Source organism: Pseudomonas putida, from assembly GCF_028682455.1.
GTDB lineage: Bacteria > Pseudomonadota > Gammaproteobacteria > Pseudomonadales > Pseudomonadaceae > Aquipseudomonas > Aquipseudomonas putida_AA.
The window spans coordinates 365857-384212 of sequence record NZ_JANHLD010000003.1 but is presented as its reverse complement, the minus strand read 5'-3'; the positions used below and the strand labels follow the sequence as shown (position 1 = coordinate 384212).

At 62.6% G+C, this 18356-nt stretch carries 17 protein-coding genes and 1 pseudogene; 15 read left to right on the top strand and 3 right to left on the bottom strand.

Annotated elements, in window-relative coordinates:
* Nucleotides 1-49: 49 nt before the first annotated feature.
* Nucleotides 50-1444 carry an argininosuccinate lyase gene (gene argH, locus NPS58_RS18910; protein WP_274116842.1) on the bottom strand — a complete coding sequence of 465 codons (1395 nt, stop codon included), beginning with the start codon at nucleotides 1442-1444 and terminating at the stop codon, nucleotides 50-52.
* A gap of 215 nt (nucleotides 1445-1659) precedes the next feature.
* Here argH and NPS58_RS18905 point away from each other — a divergent pair.
* From NPS58_RS18905 to NPS58_RS18870, 8 genes and pseudogenes are all read left to right on the top strand, one after another.
* Nucleotides 1660-1767 (top strand): annotated as a pseudogene (locus NPS58_RS18905) (sensor histidine kinase); the annotation flags it as partial.
* On the top strand, nucleotides 1764-2510 hold the full coding sequence (locus NPS58_RS18900) for a LytR/AlgR family response regulator transcription factor (RefSeq protein ID WP_274116841.1): 747 nt from the start codon (nucleotides 1764-1766) through the stop codon (nucleotides 2508-2510). The pseudogene NPS58_RS18905 and the gene NPS58_RS18900, both read left to right, overlap by 4 nt.
* Before the next feature lie 109 nt (nucleotides 2511-2619).
* The gene (gene hemC / locus NPS58_RS18895; protein ID WP_274116840.1) at nucleotides 2620-3561 is read left to right on the top strand and encodes a hydroxymethylbilane synthase; all 942 of its coding nucleotides are present in this window, start codon (nucleotides 2620-2622) and stop codon (nucleotides 3559-3561) included.
* Entirely contained in the window at nucleotides 3558-4325 is a 768-nt protein-coding gene (locus NPS58_RS18890; protein ID WP_274116839.1) for a uroporphyrinogen-III synthase, read from the top strand. The genes hemC and NPS58_RS18890 overlap by 4 nt, the downstream gene beginning before the upstream one ends.
* 45 nt (nucleotides 4326-4370) lie before the next feature.
* Nucleotides 4371-5465: a uroporphyrinogen-III C-methyltransferase gene (locus NPS58_RS18885; RefSeq protein WP_274116838.1), complete on the top strand. Its 1095-nt coding sequence runs from the start codon at nucleotides 4371-4373 to the stop codon at nucleotides 5463-5465.
* A complete protein-coding gene (locus tag NPS58_RS18880; protein ID WP_274116837.1) occupies nucleotides 5462-6700 on the top strand; it encodes a heme biosynthesis HemY N-terminal domain-containing protein in 1239 nt (412 codons plus the stop codon). Before NPS58_RS18885 ends, NPS58_RS18880 begins: the two co-directional genes overlap by 4 nt.
* A 216-nt stretch (nucleotides 6701-6916) precedes the next feature.
* Nucleotides 6917-7438, top strand: a complete 522-nt coding sequence (locus NPS58_RS18875) for a disulfide bond formation protein B (RefSeq protein WP_274116836.1) — start codon at nucleotides 6917-6919, stop codon at nucleotides 7436-7438.
* Between the two features lie 225 nt (nucleotides 7439-7663).
* On the top strand, nucleotides 7664-8134 hold the full coding sequence (locus tag NPS58_RS18870; RefSeq protein WP_028942396.1) for an Rsd/AlgQ family anti-sigma factor: 471 nt from the start codon (nucleotides 7664-7666) through the stop codon (nucleotides 8132-8134).
* Nucleotides 8135-8150: 16 nt separating this feature from the next.
* Here NPS58_RS18870 and NPS58_RS18865 read toward each other — a convergent pair whose 3' ends face one another.
* Nucleotides 8151-8816 (bottom strand): FKBP-type peptidyl-prolyl cis-trans isomerase, encoded by a 666-nt coding sequence (locus NPS58_RS18865; protein WP_425313101.1) that lies wholly within the window; start codon nucleotides 8814-8816, stop codon nucleotides 8151-8153.
* 226 nt (nucleotides 8817-9042) lie between these two features.
* Between NPS58_RS18865 and NPS58_RS18860 the strand changes: the two genes are divergently transcribed.
* A complete protein-coding gene (locus NPS58_RS18860; protein WP_274116835.1) occupies nucleotides 9043-10122 on the top strand; it encodes an AlgP family protein in 1080 nt (359 codons plus the stop codon).
* Here NPS58_RS18860 and NPS58_RS18855 read toward each other — a convergent pair.
* Nucleotides 10098-10580, bottom strand: coding sequence for a TIGR02444 family protein (locus NPS58_RS18855; RefSeq protein ID WP_274116834.1), 483 nt, complete (start codon nucleotides 10578-10580; stop codon nucleotides 10098-10100). The genes NPS58_RS18860 and NPS58_RS18855 overlap by 25 nt on opposite strands.
* 50 nt (nucleotides 10581-10630) lie before the next feature.
* Between NPS58_RS18855 and NPS58_RS18850 the strand changes: the two genes are divergently transcribed.
* From NPS58_RS18850 to NPS58_RS18825, 6 genes are all read left to right on the top strand, one after another.
* Nucleotides 10631-12541: an ATP-binding cassette domain-containing protein gene (locus tag NPS58_RS18850; RefSeq protein WP_274116833.1), complete on the top strand. Its 1911-nt coding sequence runs from the start codon at nucleotides 10631-10633 to the stop codon at nucleotides 12539-12541.
* Nucleotides 12541-13128: a mechanosensitive ion channel family protein gene (locus tag NPS58_RS18845; protein WP_274116832.1), complete on the top strand. Its 588-nt coding sequence runs from the start codon at nucleotides 12541-12543 to the stop codon at nucleotides 13126-13128. Before NPS58_RS18850 ends, NPS58_RS18845 begins: the two co-directional genes overlap by 1 nt.
* A gap of 83 nt (nucleotides 13129-13211) precedes the next feature.
* On the top strand, nucleotides 13212-13844 hold the full coding sequence (locus tag NPS58_RS18840) for a LysE family transporter (protein WP_274116831.1): 633 nt from the start codon (nucleotides 13212-13214) through the stop codon (nucleotides 13842-13844).
* Nucleotides 13845-14320: 476 nt separating this feature from the next.
* Nucleotides 14321-15742, top strand: a complete 1422-nt coding sequence (ltrA, locus tag NPS58_RS18835; protein ID WP_003253430.1) for a group II intron reverse transcriptase/maturase — start codon at nucleotides 14321-14323, stop codon at nucleotides 15740-15742.
* Between the two features lie 169 nt (nucleotides 15743-15911).
* Nucleotides 15912-17810 (top strand): cytochrome c/FTR1 family iron permease, encoded by a 1899-nt coding sequence (locus tag NPS58_RS18830; protein ID WP_274116830.1) that lies wholly within the window; start codon nucleotides 15912-15914, stop codon nucleotides 17808-17810.
* 60 nt (nucleotides 17811-17870) lie between these two features.
* Nucleotides 17871-18356: a YaiI/YqxD family protein gene (locus NPS58_RS18825; RefSeq protein WP_274116829.1), complete on the top strand. Its 486-nt coding sequence runs from the start codon at nucleotides 17871-17873 to the stop codon at nucleotides 18354-18356.

The following is an 18356-nucleotide window of genomic DNA, read 5'->3' as shown; positions in this document are numbered from 1 at the left end:
CTGATGCTCCAGGCTCGCGGCAGGGCGCCGACGAGCCTGGGCGTGGGGCTTAGCGGCTGGCCAGCAGCGCCTGGCCGCGAGCCACGGCTGCGCGCACCTGGGCAGGTGCGGTGCCGCCGATGTGGTTACGCGCATTGACCGAGCCTTCGAGGGTCAGCACGGCGAACACGTCCTGCTCGATCTGGTCGCTGAACTGGCGCAGTTCGTCCAGGCTCATCTCGGCCAGGTCCTTGCCGGTATCGACACCGTACTTGACCGCGTGACCGACGATTTCGTGGCAATCACGGAACGGCAGGCCACGACGCACCAGGTAGTCGGCAAGGTCGGTGGCGGTGGAGAAGCCACGCAGGGCGGCTTCGCGCATGATGGCGTGACGCGGCTTGATCGCCGGGATCATGTCGGCAAAGGCACGCAGCGAGTCGCGCAGGGTGTCGGCGGCGTCGAACAGCGGCTCTTTATCTTCCTGGTTGTCCTTGTTGTAGGCCAGGGGCTGGCCTTTCATCAAGGTCAGCAGGCCGGTCAGGGCGCCGAACACGCGACCGGTCTTGCCACGTACCAGCTCTGGAACGTCCGGGTTCTTTTTCTGCGGCATGATCGAGCTGCCGGTGCAGAAGCGATCAGGCAGGTCGATGAACTGGAACTGGGCGCTGGTCCACAGCACCAGCTCTTCGGAGAAGCGCGACAGGTGCATCATCGCCACGCTTGCGGCCGCACAGAATTCGATGGCGAAGTCGCGGTCGGAAACGCCGTCCAGCGAGTTGCCGCCTACTGCTTCGAAGCCCAGCAGCTGGCAGGTCAGCTCACGGTCGATCGGGTAGGTGGTGCCCGCCAGTGCGGCGCTGCCCAGGGGCATGCGGTTGGTGCGCTTGCGGCAGTCGACCAGGCGCTCGTAGTCGCGGCTGAGCATTTCGAACCAGGCCAGCAGGTGGTGGCCGAAGGTTACCGGCTGGGCCGTCTGCAGGTGGGTGAAGCCGGGCATGATGGTCTCGGCTTCACGCTCGGCCTGTTCCAGCAGGCCTTGTTGCAGGCGAGTGATCTCGGCCAGGATCAGGTCGATCTCGTCACGCAGCCACAGGCGGATGTCGGTGGCGACCTGGTCATTGCGGCTACGCCCGGTGTGCAGTTTTTTACCGGTGATACCGATGCGGTCGGTCAGGCGTGCTTCGATGTTCATGTGCACGTCTTCGAGGTCGACGCGCCAGTCGAAGTTGCCCGCCTCGATTTCGGCCTGGATGGTCTTGAGGCCATCGACGATGGTGTCGCGCTCGGCGTCGGTGAGCACGCCGACCTTCGCCAGCATGGTGGCATGGGCGATCGAACCCATGATGTCGTGGCGGTACAGGCGCTGGTCGAAATTGACGGAGGCGGTGAAACGGGCGACGAAGGCGTCGACGGGCTCACTGAAGCGGCCGCCCCAGGACTGATTGGTCTTGTCGGTGCTCATGGATTCACTCGTTGAAGGCGTGAACGGAAAAGTGGTGCCGATAATAGCAGGGTTGACACCTGCGCCGCAGGGCGGCGGTCGGGGCAAATGCGGGTGAATGCGGGTTTTGGCTGCAAAGGCGGCATGCAACAGGATATTTAGCGATTGAACGGCAGCGTTCCGGCAACCGTCTACAGTTGGACAGAGGCCCGGCATGTTTCCTGCCGCGCCAGTGAATCTTTAGCCATCGTGCGAGTCTGAGCGTGGATCGCCGTGACGGTCGTCACCTCACCTGTCTACGCTATCCTTGTGCGAGACTCACGCAGGAATCCAGCGCAATATGAATGTCCTGATCGTTGATGACGAACCCCAAGCCCGGGAACGCTTGAGCCGACTGCTCGGTGAACTGGAGGGCTATACCGTGCTGGAGCCCAGCGCCACCAATGGCGAAGAGGCCCTGGCCCTGATTGACAGCCTCAAACCCGAGGTGGTCCTGCTGGACATCCGCATGCCGGGCCTGGATGGCCTTCAGGTCGCTGCTCGCCTGTGCGAGCGCGAAGCCCCGCCTGCCGTGGTGTTCTGTACCGGTGATGATGAATTCACCGTGCAGTCCTTCAAGGACAGTACCTTGGGTTACGTGCTCAAGCCGGTGCAGCCCGATACCCTACGCGAAGCCTTGAAAAAGGCCGAGCGCCCGAGTCGGGTACAACTGGCGGCGCTGACTCGCCCTGCCGCCGAGAGCGGCAGCGGGCCGCGCAGTCATATCAGTGCCCGGACCCGCAAGGGCATCGAGCTGATCCCGCTGGACCAGGTGATCTACTTCATCGCCGATCACAAGTACGTGACCCTGCGGCACGAAGGTGGCGAAGTCCTGCTGGATGAGCCGCTCAAGGCACTGGAGGACGAATTTGGCGAACGATTCGTGCGTATTCACCGCAATGCGCTGGTTGCCCGCAGTCGCATCGAGCGCCTGCAGCGGACACCCCTTGGGCATTTTCAATTGTTTCTCAAGGGCCTCAATGGCGACGCCCTGATTGTCAGCCGCCGCCATGTGGCCGGCGTGCGCAAGATGATGCAGCAGCTTTGACATTGCTGCGCGCGGCCAGGGATGGCCGGCTGCTCTCGTGATTTAGATCTGCAAGCGGGTTGGGTTGAACTGTTATCATCGGGCGAATCTATCTCGTACGGATCGTTCCATGTCCACTCGCGAAATCCGCATTGCCACCCGCAAAAGTGCCTTGGCCCTGTGGCAGGCCGAATATGTCAAATCCCGCCTGGAGCAGGCGCACCCCGGTCTGGTCGTGAGCCTGGTGCCGATGGTCAGCCGTGGCGACAAGCTGCTGGACTCGCCGCTGTCGAAAATCGGCGGCAAGGGCTTGTTCGTCAAGGAGCTTGAAACCGCGCTGCTGGACAACCAGGCCGACATTGCCGTGCATTCGATGAAAGACGTGCCGATGGACTTCCCTGAAGGGCTGGGCCTGTATTGCATCTGCGAGCGTGAAGACCCGCGTGACGCCTTCGTTTCCAATACCTTCAAGAGCCTGGACGACCTGCCCGCCGGCAGCGTGGTAGGCACCTCCAGCCTGCGCCGCCAGGCCCAGTTGCTGACTCGTCGCCCAGACCTCGAGATCCGCTTCCTGCGTGGCAACGTCAACACCCGCCTGGCCAAGCTCGACGCTGGAGAATATGACGCGATCATCCTCGCCGCCGCAGGCCTTATTCGCCTGGGCTTCGAAGACCGCATCACCTCGGGTATCAGCGTCGACGACAGCCTGCCCGCCGGTGGCCAGGGTGCCGTGGGTATCGAATGCCGCAGCGCCGACAGCGAGATCCACGCGCTGCTGGCGCCACTGCACCACCAGGACACCGCCGACCGCGTGGTTGCCGAGCGTGCGCTGAACAAGCACCTCAATGGCGGTTGCCAGGTACCGATTGCCTGTTATGCGGTGCTCGAAGGCGACCAGTTGTGGCTGCGTGGCCTGGTCGGCGAACCCAGCGGTGGCAAGCTGCTGACGGCGCAGGCCCGTGCTTCGCGCGCCGATGCCGAGGCCTTGGGTATCCAGGTCGCTGAAGACCTGCTCAAGCAAGGTGCCGAAGACATTCTCAAGGCGGTGTATGGCGAGGCCGGTCACCCGTGAGCACATGGCGCCTGCTCCTGACCCGGCCGGCCGAAGAATGCACTGCGTTGGCACAGACACTCGCTGAACACGGCGTGGCCAGCAGTTGCATGCCATTGCTCGAGATCGAGCCGCTGCCGCTGGACGAGCCCCAGCTCGACATACTGCGCAGGTTCGATCGCTACGCTGCAATCATCGTGGTCAGCAAGCCGGCAGCTCGTCTGGGGCTGGCTGCACTCTCGCCGTTCTGGCCGCAACTGCCGTCCCGGGCGTGGTTCACGGTGGGGGCGGCGTCTGCACAGATTCTGCAGGACCAGGGCTGCCAGGTCAGTTACCCCGAGGCGGGTGACGACAGCGAGGCACTGCTAGCACTGCCGGCGCTGCACCAGGCCATTGCCCACCCGGCACCGCGGGTGTTGATCATGCGGGGCGAAGGGGGGCGTGAATTGCTCGCCGAGCGTCTCGCTGAACTAGGTGCTAGTGTCGATTATCTGCAACTCTATCGCCGCTGCCTGCCGGTTTACCCGAGCAGTGCGCTGTCTGCGCGCGTTTGCGGGGAACGCCTGAATGGCCTGGTGGTCAGCAGTGGGCAGGGTCTTGAACACTTGCAGCAGCTGGCTGCAGGCGACTGGCCGCAGCTGGCGCAGTTGCCGCTGTTCGTGCCCAGCCCTCGTGTTGCCGCGCAGGCCCGTGATGCCGGGGCACAGAATGTAGTGGATTGTCGCGGTGCCAGTGCCGCGGCTTTGTTGGCAGCGCTGCAGCAAACACCTGCACCTGCACCCTGAGGCGCTAAGCTGATTGGCGACGAGCCCAATGCAAAGGATGGATACGTGAGCGAAACTGTCTTGCCCAACGATGACCTGCAATCGACGCCCGAGGCGTCTGAACCCACCGCCGCCACGCCGGGCAAGCGCTCGGGTAACGGCTTGGCGATCCTGGCCTTGCTGCTCGGTGCAGCGGGTGTTGCCGTAGGAGGTTGGGGCGTATGGCAGGTGCGCCAGCTTCAGGGCACCGAACAGGGTCAGGTCCAGTATCTGCAAGGCTTGAGCGAGAAGACCCAGGCGCTGCAGTTGCGTGAGCAGCAGATCTCGGCGCAGCTGGCCAGTCTGCCTCCTGCTACCGAACTTGAAGACCGCCGCCGCCTGGTGGCGCAATTGCAGGGTGACCAGCAGCGGTTGAGCCAGCGCCTGGAGACTATCCTGGGTGCCAGCCGCAAGGATTGGCGCCTGGCTGAAGCCGAGCACTTGTTGCGTCTGGCCAGCCTGCGCTTGTCTGCCTTGCAGGACATCGTCAGCGCCCGTGCGCTGGTCCAGGGCGCCGATGATATCTTGCGCGAGCAGAGTGATCCGGGCGCGTTCGCTGCCCGTGAGCAACTGGCCAAGAGCCTGGCTACCCTCAACAGCGTCCAGCAACCTGATCGCACCGGCCTGTTCCTGAAGCTGGCGGCCCAGCGCGAGCAGGTACAGCAGCTCAGTGCTCAATCCCCTGAGTTCACCAGCGATGCCGATGCCCTGGGGGCCCTGACGGCCGATGGCGACGGCGCCAGTCGCTGGTCGCAATGGTGGGCGGAGCTTTCGAAGTACTTCCAGATCGATTTCAATGCCGACGACAACGTCCGTCCGCTGCTTGCCGGACAATCGCTCAACCAACTGCGCCTGGCCCTGAGCCTGACCATCGAGCAGGCCCAGTGGGCCGCGCTCAACGGTGAGGCCAAGGTCTACACCCAGGCCCTGGACGATGCACGCAGCGTCTTGCTGGCCAACTTCAATCCGGACAACCCGCAAAGCAAGGCGATGCTCGACAGCCTCAATGCCCTGGCTGACGAGCCGGTCTCGGTGGTGGTGCCTGACCTGGCCGATAGCCTCAGTGCGGTCCAGGCCTACCTTGAGCGTCGGCACCTGCCGGTCGAGGAGACCAAGCCATGAAGCGCGTGTACCTGCTGATGGTGGTGGCCATCGCGGTCGCTGCCGCGCTCGGGGTCGCGATCGCCAAGCATAGCGGCTACGTGCTGATTTCCTATGGCAGCTTTCGCTATCAATCGGGGTTGTGGGCGGCGCTGGCGGCGCTAGTCGCCATCCTGTTGCTGGTAGTGCTGGTGCGCTACCTGGTGGGCCTGGTATTGACCTCCAGCGGTGTGGTCAACCCGTGGTCCCGGCGCAATCGCAGTCGTCGCACCCGGCTGGCCATAGAGCAGGGCCAGCTGGATCTTGCCGAGGGGCGCTGGTCCAGTGCCCAGCGTCACCTCCACCGGGCTGCCGAAGCCGAGCGCCAACCGTTGTTGTATTACCTTGGCGCGGCGCGGGCCGCCAATGAACTGGGACGAATCGAAGATCGCGACAAGCTGCTTGAGCGCGCGCTGGAGCGCCAGCCAGAAGCGGAGCTGGCCATTGCACTGAGCCATGCGCAGATGCAGATGGATAACGGTGAAAGCGAGGCAGCGCTGGAAACCTTGCAGGCGATGCAGGAGCGCCACCCGCATAACGCCCAGGTGCTGCGGCTGCTGCAACGGTTGTACCGCGAGCGGGGTGACTGGTCGGCGCTCATCCGCCTGTTGCCGGAGTTGCGCAAGGGGAAAGTACTTCCGACTTCCGAACTGGAAGAGCTTGAGCGGCGTTCCTGGGGAGAAAACCTCTCCCTTGCCGCCAGCCGCGAAGGGGAGGAGCAAAGTGCGCGTCAGTCCCTGGAGCGCGCCTGGCAGCAATTGACGGCCGCCCAGCGCCAGGAGCCGCAACTGGTGCTCGCCTATGCCGAGCAACTGCGCCAGCTGGGTGCCGGGAGCGAAGCTGAAGAGGCGCTACGCACGGCTCTCAAGCGTCAGTATGAAAGCCACCTTGCCCGGCTCTACGGCCTGGTGCGCGGTGCCGACCTGGCGCGCCAGCTGCAAACGGCCGAGGGATGGCTGAAGGAACATGGCGATGATCCCGGCCTGCTGCTCACCCTGGGCCGCTTGAGCCTGCAGAACCGCTTGTGGGGCAAGGCCCGTGACTACCTGGAGAGCAGCTTGCGATTGCAGCGCAATCCCGAGGCGTGTGCTGAACTCGCCCGTTTGTTGGCTGGGCTGGGCGATACGGATCGCAGCAACCAACTGTTCCAGGAAGGCCTGGGCCTGCTGGATGACCGCTTGCTGGCATTGCCACTGCCAGACAACGTACGTGCTTGAGTAACCCTTGGGCTCGCGCCAAGCCGCGAGCCCAAGCCCTTGTCGAAATTCCCTACGCGTGCATCGGCTTTTTCTTTGGGCGGTCAAAGAAAAGGCATATCCATGATGGGATTATTCCCTTACTAATCAGTGATTTGTCTCAGTTTTAGTGGCTTGAAACAAGCCTCGTACTTCCTCTACCGTTGACGCCTCTCTTTCTACCCCACCGGATCTCCCATGCCGTCGGCCTCCTTGCGCTCAATGTTCCTCCTGGCCTTTGTGGTCTCGGTGCTGATGCTGGCGGCTGCGTTCTACCTTGAATGGGAAGTGGGGTTGGAGCCTTGCCCCTTGTGCTATAGCCAACGATTGTTCCTGGGGGCATTCTCGCTGGTGTGCTTGTGTGCGGTGCTCCATGGCCCGGGGTGCCTGGGAGCGCGTGTCTATGCGGCGTTGGCGCTGCTCTGCGCTTTGTGCGGTGCGATTCTCGCCGCCCGGCACGTGTGGCTGCAGGGCGTGCCGCTGCCTATTTCCAGCGACTGCTCGCCACCTGAAATTCTTGGTGTCGATAGCCTGTCGCTGTCTCACCAGTTCAAGCTGATGTTGATCGGTAGTCCCGACTGCGTACGGTTGAACTGGAGCTTTCTTGACCTGACGATTCCCGAGTGGAGCCTGCTGGCGTTTGTCTTGCTGGTAGTGTTGGCTTTACTGCGCCTGTTCGGGCGCAACCATGCATTGTTCAATTATCCGGCGAAAAACTGAGTCAGTCATTTCCGTCTACAAACGACCGGCGGCTAGTCAGGGTGGTATTAAACACTTGTATGAACTTTGTCGCCTGCGTACCTTGAAGCCTAGGGCGCACGGGAATAATCTCCCTGCACGCATACCGAAAATACAGCTGCTCGATGCTGCCCTGCTGACGTCACCTTTGCTTTGCACACTTGCGAGCGGGGAGCGGGGGCATTACCCAGAAGGGAAGAGATCGCCATGCTAGATAGTTGTCAGAATGCTCAGGAACGCTGGGGTGGGGTTCATAAGCTCATTGACCGCTGGTTGGATGAGCGTGCAGAGCTGGTGACAGCCTTTCGTGAGTTACGCGATGCCAAGCCGGCCTTCGCCGACAAGGACAAGAGCCGTGACTTTTGCGCCGTGTTGATCGACTACGTATCGGCCTGGCATTTTGAAGTCAGCGAGCAGTTGGTCAGCGAAGCCAAGGCGTTTGGCGATACGCGAGGCCTGGAGCTGGCTACGCAGATCAGCCCGCGCATCGATGCGATCACCGAAATTGCCTCCGCCTTCAACGATCATTGCGATAAAGGCGACTGCAACGACCCAGAGCGCTTCGCAAAGAAGCTCAACGAACTGGGTAGCTTGCTGCATGAGCGCTTCGAGCTTGAAGATTGCCTGATCGAAGTACTGCACAACGCGCATAGCGAAGAAGCTGCCGTACAGGCGTGATCGGTGAGCCGATGGTTTATTCGGCGACACCCAGCAGTTCGATCTCGAACACAAGTGGCGTATAGGGCGCAATCAGGTCGCCCGCGCCTTCGGCACCATAGGCCAGGGCTGAAGGAATCACCAGGCGCCACTTCGACCCAGTCGCCATCTCTGGCAATGCTCGTTGCCATCCCTCGATCACACTGTCCAGGTTGAACCACTGCGCTTGCTGGTTCTGATCGAAGACTGTTCCGTCTGGCAACTTGCCGACGTAGCGGACCTGGACTTTCCCCTGCGCTGAAGGTTTGGCGCCCGTCCCTTTGACCTGCTCGGTCACCAGAATACCTGCGGCTAATTCGCGCACACCTGCGCGTGCTCGTTCTGTGGCCATGAAACGTTTTTCCGCGGTCAGCAACTGTTCGCTGTGTGCCTGTAACGCGGCTTGGTTGGCCTGGGTTTCATGTTCACTGAGTATCGCCGTCATACGCTCTTTACTCAGGGCCAGCGGCTTGTTCTGGTATGCCTGTCGCAAGCCTTCCAGCAAGGCATCCAATTGCAGGTCGGGAACTTCGCTGCGCAACCGTTCGCCCAGGCTTGCGCCCAAGCTGTAGGCCAGGTCGTGATCACTTTCGGGGGTGTCCGCAGGCGCAGCCATGAGCGACGCCGGCAATAGAAAAAGAGCTAATACTAGATAACGCGACACTGGCTCACTCCTGCTTCTGCGGAAATAAAGTATGCCAGTCTTCACTCGCTACTTCGTGTAAATATCAGCAACACTTTGTGCAGCATCTACACTTGCTTCCAGCTGCAGCGATAACAACTTTGCCCAGGCATGCAACGCGGCGCCTTTAATACTGTCAACATGCCCTAGCGGCGGTAGCAGCAGAAGCATAGTATGAGCCGCACTCTCGTCAGCCAGGAGGTAAACCATGTCGGCCAATAAGAAGCCAGTAAGTACGCCGTTGCACCTGCTCCAGCAACTCTCGGGCAGCCTGCTCGATCATTTGGAAAATGCCTGCTCGCAAGCGCTGGCTGATGCTGAAAAACTGCTCGCCAAGTTGGAAAAACAACGTGGCAAGGCTCAAGAGAAACTGCACAAATCCCGCCTCAAACTGCAGGACGCAGCCAAGTCCGGCAAAGCCAAGGCGCAAGCCAAGGCCAAGTCGGCAGTAGGTGAACTCGAGACGCTGCTCGACTCGCTCAAGGAGCGCCAGTCGCAGACTCGCACCTACATCCTGCAACTTAAGCGTGATGCCCAGGAAAGCCTGAAACTGGCCCAGGGTGTTGGCAAGGTCAGGGAAGCCGCTGCCAAGGCGCTGACTCAGCGTTCGGCAAAACCTGCACCTGTAGCAGCTGCCAAGCCAGCCGCTAGAACTGCGACCAAGCCAGCTGCAAAACCAGCAGTCAAAACCGCGGCTAAACCCGCTGCCAAAACGGCTGCAGCCAAGCCAGCTGCCAAACCTGCTGCAGCAAAACCGGCCGCCAAACCAGCTGCCAGAACTGCCGCAGCAAAACCTGCAGCCAAGCCAGCAGCGGCCAAAACTGCCGCAGCCAAACCGGCTGCCAAGCCAGCTGCTAAACCCGCTGCCGCAAAACCTGCCACCAAGCCAGCGGCCAAAACTGCCGCAGCCAAACCGGCTGCCAAGCCAGCTGCTAAACCTGCTGCCGCAAAACCCGCCGCCAAGCCAGCTGCCAGAACCGCTGCCGCCAAACCTGCTGCCAAGCCCGCTGCTAAACCTGCAGCTGCAAAAGCGCCGGCCAAGCCAGCCGCCAAGCCAGCGGCTGCGAAACCAGCGGCCAAGCCAGCAGCCCGACCTGCTGCCAAAGCACCAGCAAAGCCAGCCGCCAAGCCCGCAGCGCAGCCCGCAGCCGCCAGGCCCGCCACTGCATCGCCAGCGCCAGTAGCTCCAGCTGCCACGCCGGCAACTGCCAGCGCACCGGCAACTACGCCTTCGACTGCACCTGCAGCTTCGGTATCGACCCCTCAGACTCCGTCTTCGGCGTCCTGAGTTGTCAGCATCACGGCGCGCAGCTTTTGCAGCGCGTCGTGATGCACGCTGGAGCCTGACGGGACTGCCCATTGCATCCAGAGCGAGTCCAGCGGACCACTCTTTTCCCAGGCTTCGCTGATAGCCTCCAGGCGTTCCAGCAACACGCGCTCTGCCGCCAACTCCAGCCCCTTCACTTGCTTGCGCAAGTGCGCCAGTTCTTCATCCTGTCCCGATGCCGCTCGCCATTGCTGGCGCAGCTTTCGCAAAGGCGTTACCACGTCGACCTGCCAGGCGTTGGCCAACTCGCACAGCTCGCGGGCCTGCTGCTCGTTCGGTGTCACGCCGCGTTCATGAAGCCAGGCGGCGCACAGCAGCAAGCAGACATCACCACCCTGGTCCTGCCATTGCAGGCAAGCCGCTTCGACGCCTGGGCGGGCGTACAGATTCAAGGCAAAATTCCACAGGTCGGTGTGCATGGTCCTACTCGCGCCAGTTGCCGACGAAGCTGGTAGACTCCGCGGCCATTATGATCAGACTATCGAACCTCACTTTACAGCGTGGTCCCCAGCGCCTGCTAGAAGGCGCCGAGATGACCTTGCACGCCGGTCAGAAGGCCGGCTTGATCGGTGCCAACGGCGCCGGTAAATCCAGCCTGTTCGCCTTGCTGCGCGGTGAGCTGACGCCCGACTCGGGCGACTGCCAGCTGCCCGCCGACTGGCGCATCGCGCACATGCGCCAGGAGGTCGATACCCTCGAGCGACTGGCCGTCGACTATGTGCTCGATGGCGACGCACGTCTGCGCAAGGTCCAGGCCGATCTGGCAGCGGCCGAGGCGGCCCACGACGGCACGGCCCTGGCTCGCCTGCATATCGAGCTCGACAGCGCCGATGGCTACACCGCCGATGCGCGTGCGCGCAAATTGCTGGCTGGCCTTGGTTTTACCAACGAGCAGATGGATCGCCGCGTAGGGGATTTCTCGGGCGGCTGGCGGATGCGCCTCAACCTGGCCCAGGCGCTGATGTGCCCCTCCGACCTGCTGTTGCTCGACGAGCCCACCAACCACTTGGACCTCGATGCAATCCTTTGGCTGGAAGACTGGCTCAAAGGGTATCCGGGCACGCTGTTGCTGATCTCCCACGACCGCGATTTTCTCGATGCCGTGGTCGACCATGTAGCACATGTCGAGCAGTGCAAGCTGACGCTTTATCGCGGCGGCTACACCGCATTCGAGCGCACCCGTGCCGAGCGTCTGGCCCAGCAGCAGCAGGCCTACGAGAAGCAGCAGGCCCAGCGCGCGCACATGGAGAAGTACATCGCCCGGTTCAAGGCCCAGGCCACCAAGGCGCGCCAGGCCCAGAGCCGGATCAAGGCACTGGAGCGCATGGAGGAGCTGTCGGCGGCCCATGTCGATTCCCCCTTCGACTTCACATTCCGCGAATCGGAGAAAATCTCCAGTCCCTTGCTCGATCTGTCCGAAGGCCGCCTGGGCTATGGCGACAAGACGATTCTGGAGAAGGTCAAGCTGCAGCTCACCCCAGGTGCGCGCATTGGCCTGCTCGGCCCCAACGGTGCCGGCAAGTCGACCTTGATCAAGAACCTGGCAGGCGAACTGGAACCGCTAGGCGGGCGCCTGGTGCGCGGTGAGAACCTGTCGGTTGGCTACTTTGCCCAGCACCAGCTCGACTCGCTGGACAACAAGGCCAGCCCATTGCTGCACCTGCAGCGCCTGGCCCCGACCGAGCGTGAGCAAACCTTGCGCGATTTCCTCGGTGGCTTCGACTTTCGCGGTGCACGCATCGACGAGCCGGTGCTGAATTTCTCCGGTGGTGAAAAGGCGCGCCTGGCGCTGGCACTGATCGCCTGGGAGCGGCCGAACCTGTTGCTGCTCGACGAACCGACCAACCACCTGGACCTGGAAATGCGCCTGGCGCTGACCATGGCCCTGCAAGAATTCAGTGGCGCGGTGTTGGTGGTCTCTCACGACCGTCACCTGCTCAAGAGCACCACCGACGATTTCCTGCTGGTGGCCGACGGCAAGGTCGAGACGTTCGACGGCGACCTGGACGACTACACCCGTTGGCTGGTCGAGTACCGTCAGCGCAACGCGCCGGTGAGCAGCGCGCCGGTCAATGCCGACAAGACCGACAAGAAAGCCCAGCGTCAGGCGGCGGCGGCCCTGCGCCAGCAGTTGGCACCGCACAAGCGTGAAGCCGACAAGCTCGAGCGAGAGCTGGGTACGGTGCATGAGCAACTGGCGAAGATCGACGCCAGCCTGGGCGACAGCGCCCTCTACGAAGCCGCGCGCAAGGACGAGCTACGCGACCTGCTGGCCCAGCAGGCCAAGCTGAAAGTCCGCGAAGCCGAGCTGGAAGAAGCCTGGATGGAAGCCCTTGAGCAGCTAGAAACCATGCAGGCGGAGCTGGAGGCGCTGTCTTGATGGCGTCGTTGCAACTGCCGGTGCCGCCGGAGTGGATTGCGCCGTTCTGGCTGGGTTTGCAGATCCTGCTGATCCTGTGCGCGGCGTTTGTACTGCAGCGCCTGGTAGGACGATGCCTCAAGCGCCTGGGTGAACGCTACCCGCTGCCGCCGGAGCTGATGATGCCGGTGCGTGGTGGCCTGCGCTGGCTGATCATGGGCAGCGCGCTGGTGTTCGTGCTGGAGCGCCTCGGGGTTTCCGCCACGGTACTGTGGACGGCGCTGTCGGGCTTTGTTGCCGTGGCGGCGGTGGCGTTCTTCGCCATGTGGAGTGTGTTGTCCAACCTGCTGTGTGCGGTGCTGATCTTCACCGTCGGGCCGTTTCGTATCGGCGATGTGGTGGAGCTGGTCGAGACCATCGACAAGCCCGGGGTGAAGGGTCGGGTGGTAGCCATCAACCTGCTGTTCACTACCCTGATCGAGATGCCCGAAGCCGGTGGCGCACTGGTTCAGGTGCCCAACAGCCAGTTCTTCCAGAAGTCGGTCCGACGCTGGCGTGGCGCCGAAGTGGTGCCGCTGGTGGGCGACGACAAGCTGATCGGAAAATGATCGACGGCTGAAAATAATCGTGGTTATTTTTTCGCCAGCGCACTAGCTTAGGGTTTTGTAACAATTCAAGGCCGAGGTGCGCGATGTCGTTGGAAACATGGTTGGCATTTTTTGCCGCTTGCTGGGTCATCAGTCTGTCGCCAGGCGCCGGAGCCATTGCCTCGATGTCGTGTGGCCTGCGCTACGGCTTCTGGCGCGGCTACTGGAACGCCCTGGGCCTGCAGTTGGGCCTGGTGCTGCAGATTGCGATCATTGCGGCGGGCGTCGGTGCCATCCTCGCGGCTTCGGCCACCGCCTTCCAGCTGATCAAGTGGTTCGGCGTTGGCTACCTGGTGTACCTGGCGGTCAAGCAGTGGCGCGCATTACCGGCCGACCTCAGCGACGAATCCGCGATTCGCCCAATCGGCAACCCTCTGGCCCTGGTGTTTCGCGGTTTTCTGGTCAACGTCAGCAACCCCAAGGCGCTGGTCTTCATGCTGGCGGTGCTTCCGCAGTTCATCAACCCGCATGCGCCGTTGTTGCCCCAGTACCTGATCATTACCGCGACCATGATCAGCGTCGATCTGCTGGTGATGGCCGGCTACACCGGGTTGGCCGCGCGGGTGCTGCGTTTGCTGCGCACGCCCAAGCAGCAGCGACGGATGAACCGGACCTTTGCCGGCCTGTTCCTCGGTGCTGCATCGCTGCTCGCGACGATCCGACGCGCACCGGTTTGATGCGCTGCCAGGCAGACACAAAGGCGGCCTCAGGGTCGCCTTTTTTTGTGTGCGCCAGGCATGGCGCGTTGCGCGTAAGCGCAACCCGCTTGGCTGTGGTGGCCAAGCGGGTGACTTGGAGGTGAAAGTCCTCTACACACCCGGCAAGGGGAAGTGTTAGCCGGAGGCAAGGGTGTCGCGGGTGACCGCGAATCTGAAGGAAGCCCGAGGCAAAATGCTGGCCTGACGAACAGGAAGCGGATAGAGGCGGCACAGCGGGGTGAGGTGGCACAAATCGCCAAAGCCCAATACTTGCACGGAACGCTGTGACGTAGATCCGACAGGCATAAGCAGGAAGGTCGCGCGAATTACCCTGGGAGATCTGTACGTTTGCCATTGTGCTACCGCGCGTCGAAAGGCGACGGGATGAGCGTGCAGAAGTCAGCCGAAGCCGTAGTAAGTGGCGGTTAACCGCGCCACCAAGGGCCGAACAGGTTATGCCGCCAGTAGGCGTCGCCGTCTCGTTGGTAACCGTAATGCAGAAATTTCCCACAGCGGAAACTGTCATCCCGAGCTCCGGCCAGAAGCCGAGGGTGACGCCTGACAGTGCAAAGGTATCGACGGCGTCCGTGACGTGGACGAACGCGGAGCCGGACACGCTGATGGAGCGGGTGCTTGCACCGGCCAACCTCAGACGTGCGTATCAACGCGTGGTCAGCAACAAGGGAGCACCGGGTGCCGATGGCATGACGGTTGCTGACTTGGCGGGCTACGTGAGACAGTATTGGCCAACCCTCAAGGCCAGGTTACTGGCCGGTGAATACCAGCCCCAAGCAGTGCGAGCGGTTGAAATTCCCAAGCCGCAGGGCGGCACACGGCAACTGGGAATCCCCAGCGTCGTGGATCGCCTGATCCAGCAAGCACTGCAGCAGCAGCTCACACCTATCTTCGACCCACTGTTCTCGGACTACAGCTATGGTTTTCGTCCGGGCAGAAGTACGCATCAAGCCATCGAGATGGCTCGTGCTCATGTGACAGCGGGACACCGCTGGTGCGTGGAACTCGATCTGGAGAAGTTTTTCGATCGGGTCAATCACGACATCCTCATGGCCTGCATCGAACGTCGGATCAAAGACAAGTGCGTACTCAGGCTTATCCGCCGCTACCTTGAAGCCGGGATCATGTCGGGCGGTGTCGTCAGCCCACGGCAGGAGGGGACGCCGCAAGGCGGCCCGCTTTCGCCGTTGCTGTCGAACATCCTGCTCGACGAACTCGACCGCGAGCTGGAGCGACGGGGCCATCGCTTCGTACGTTATGCCGATGATGCGAACATCTATGTACGCAGTCCCCGGGCCGGCGAACGGGTGTTGGTCAGCGTCGAGCGCTTCCTGAGAGAACGTCTGAAGCTGACGGTGAACAGGAAGAAAAGCCAAGTGGCAAGGGCGTGGAAGTGCGACTACCTAGGCTATGGGATAAGCTGGCACCAGCAGCCAAGGCTGCGCGTGGCAAGGATGAGCCTAGACCGCTTACGCGACCGGCTCAGAATGCTGCTGCGCAGCGTACGGGCTCGCAAAATGGCGACTGTCATCGAGCGGATCAACCCCGTCCTGAGAGGCTGGGCTAGCTACTTCAAGCTCAGCCAGAGCAAGCGGCCGCTTGAGGAACTGGATGGTTGGGTCAGGCACAAACTCCGCTGCGTCATCTGGCGTCAATGGAAGCAGCCTCCCACGAGGCTGAGAAACTTGATGCGCCTGGGGTTGAGCGAGGAGCGTGCCAACAAGTCAGCCTTCAATGGCCGAGGTCCATGGTGGAATTCGGGAGCGCAACATATGAACTACGCGCTGCCAAAGAAACTGTGGGACCGGCTCGGGCTGGTCTCGATACTGGATACGATTAACCGGCTTAGCCGCGTAACCTGAACCGCCGTGTACGGAACCGTACGCACGGTGGTGTGAGAGGACGGCGGGTGTGAATCCGCCTCCTACTCGATTGAAGATTAAATTGTCACTAAATTTTGCGGGATTCCTTGAGGGATCGCCATTGGAAGTGAACAATGCAATACCTCGTATTGCTATTTGAGATTGCCTGATGATTTCCCGTTCCCGCTTGTTTGCCTGGCTGCTCTGGCCGGTGCTGGCGCTGAGCAGCTCGGTGGTGTGGGCCGACACCGTCGATGACGCCGCCAAGGCCTTGCACCTACTCGACTACATTGGTGCCGACTACCCGGCGACGGTAGCGGGCGGCAAGGTGGTGGACGAGGGGGAATACCGCGAGCAGCTGGAATTCACCGACGTACTGCAAGGTGTGATCGGCGGATTGCCGGCCCGCGCCGAGCAGCAGGCGCTGGAGCAGGGGGTGGAGAAGCTGCGCCAGGCCATCGGCCAGCGTCAGGACGGTGCCAGTGTCGCCCGCCAGGCGCGTCAGCTCGGCGCACAGCTGGCGGTGGCTTATGAAGTCAGCCAGGCACCGATCATTACCCCCGACCCTGCCCGTGGGGCGCCTCTCTACGCCCAGCACTGTTCGGTCTGCCATGGCGACACCGGTGCTGGCGACGGCCCGGCGGGCCTTGGCCTGACCCCGCCGCCGGCCAATCTGCGCAGCAGCGAGCGCCTTGATCGCCTGAGTCTGTACGACCTGTACAACACTTTGGGGCAGGGCATCGAAGGTACCGACATGCCGTCGTTCGCCGACCAACTCGACGAGCGCCAACGGTGGGACCTGGCGACCTATATTGCCAGCTTCACCGCCGACCCGGCCCAAGCCAAAGGCGACACCCCCTACAACCTTGCCGACCTGGCGCGCCAGACGCCCCTGGAAATCGAAGCGTCCCGGGGCGCCGCGTCCGCAGCCGTGTTCCGCACCCAGCGAGCACAGCCGCCGCAGGTCCAGCGTGGGCCGGCGCAGTTGCTCGACTACACCGCCAGCACCCTCGACAAGAGCCTGGCGGCCTATCAGGCCGGTGACCATGAGCAGGCCTACGACCTGTCGGTGGCTGCCTACCTGGAAGGTTTCGAGCTGGTTGAAAGCTCGCTGGACAACGTCGACGCCAACGTTCGCAAGGACACTGAAAAGTCGCTGATGGCCTATCGGCAATCCTTGCAGGACGGCCTGCCGCTCGAGCAGGTCAAGCAACGCCTGGAAGCCGCCAAGGTCAAGCTCAAGGAGGCGGCAGGGCTGTTGGGCGGTGATGGCCTGAGCTGGTCGCTGAGCTATATCTCCGGATTGCTGATCCTGCTGCGCGAAGGCCTGGAAGCAATCCTGGTGCTGGCGGCAATCCTGGCCTTCCTGCGCAACACCGGCCAGCAGTCGGCAGTGCGCAGTGTCAACGTCGGCTGGGGGCTGGCGCTGTTGGCAGGCCTGGGCACTTGGGCCCTGGCAGCCTATGTGATCGATGTCAGCGGTGCGCAGCGTGAACTGCTCGAAGGCTGCACGGCTCTGTTTGCCAGTGTCATGGTGCTGTGGCTTGGAGTGTGGATGCATGACCGTCGGCATGCGGCGGCATGGCGGGACTACATCAAGAGCAGCCTGCTCAGTGGCGGTGGACGCTTCGGCTTTGCGGTACTGGCGTTCTTCTCGGTGTATCGCGAATTGTTCGAGGTGATCCTGTTCTACGAAACTCTCTGGCTGCAGGCCGGCCCCGCTGGCCATAACGCGGTACTGGCCGGCGGGGCCACGGCGCTGGTGCTGTTGGTGGGCCTGGCCTGGGTGATTCTGCGCGGTTCGGCCAGGTTGCCGCTGGCGCTGTTCTTCAGCATCAACGCCGCATTGCTCTGCGCGCTGTCGGTGGTGTTCGCCGGGCACGGGGTCAAGGCGCTGCAAGAGGCCGGGGTGTTCGGCACCCGTCCGGTGGCGTTCTTCGAGTTCGACTGGCTGGGCATTCATGCCGATATGTACTCGTTGGCGGCGCAAGTGGTCGCCTTGCTGGCAATCGCGATTCTCTATGGGCGCAGCCGCCTGGCCGAGAAGCGCCGCCTGCCAGCGGGTTGATTTGAAGCCGAGCGGGTGAGCAGGGATACTGTTAACCCGTTTCTGTTGGAATGTTCTGTCATGCGTGTGTGGATCGATGCCGATGCCTGCCCCAAGGCGGCCAAGGATCAGGTCGTCAAATTCGCTCTCAAGCGCCAGCTGGAGGTGGTGCTGGTGGCCGGTCAGAGCCAGATCAAGCCCGCATTTGCCTGCGTCAGGCTGATCGTGGTGCCCAGTGGGCCGGATGCGGCAGACGACTACCTGGTCGAGCATGCCGTGCCAGGTGAGCTGGTGATCTGCAGCGATGTCCCGCTGGCCGATCGCCTGGTCAAGAAGGGTGTCGCCTGTCTCGACCCGCGCGGTCGCGAATTCGATGAGCGCAACATGGGGGAGCGGCTGGCCGTGCGTAACCTGTTCACCGACCTGCGCGAGCAGGGGCAGGTCGGTGGCGGCCAGGCGCCTTATGGCGATCGCGAGAAGCAGGCGTTTGCCAACTCGCTGGACCGCATTCTTACCCGGCTGGCGTCATCGCGGGGCAAGCCCGCGCCTGCAGGCGCCCCGCGGTAA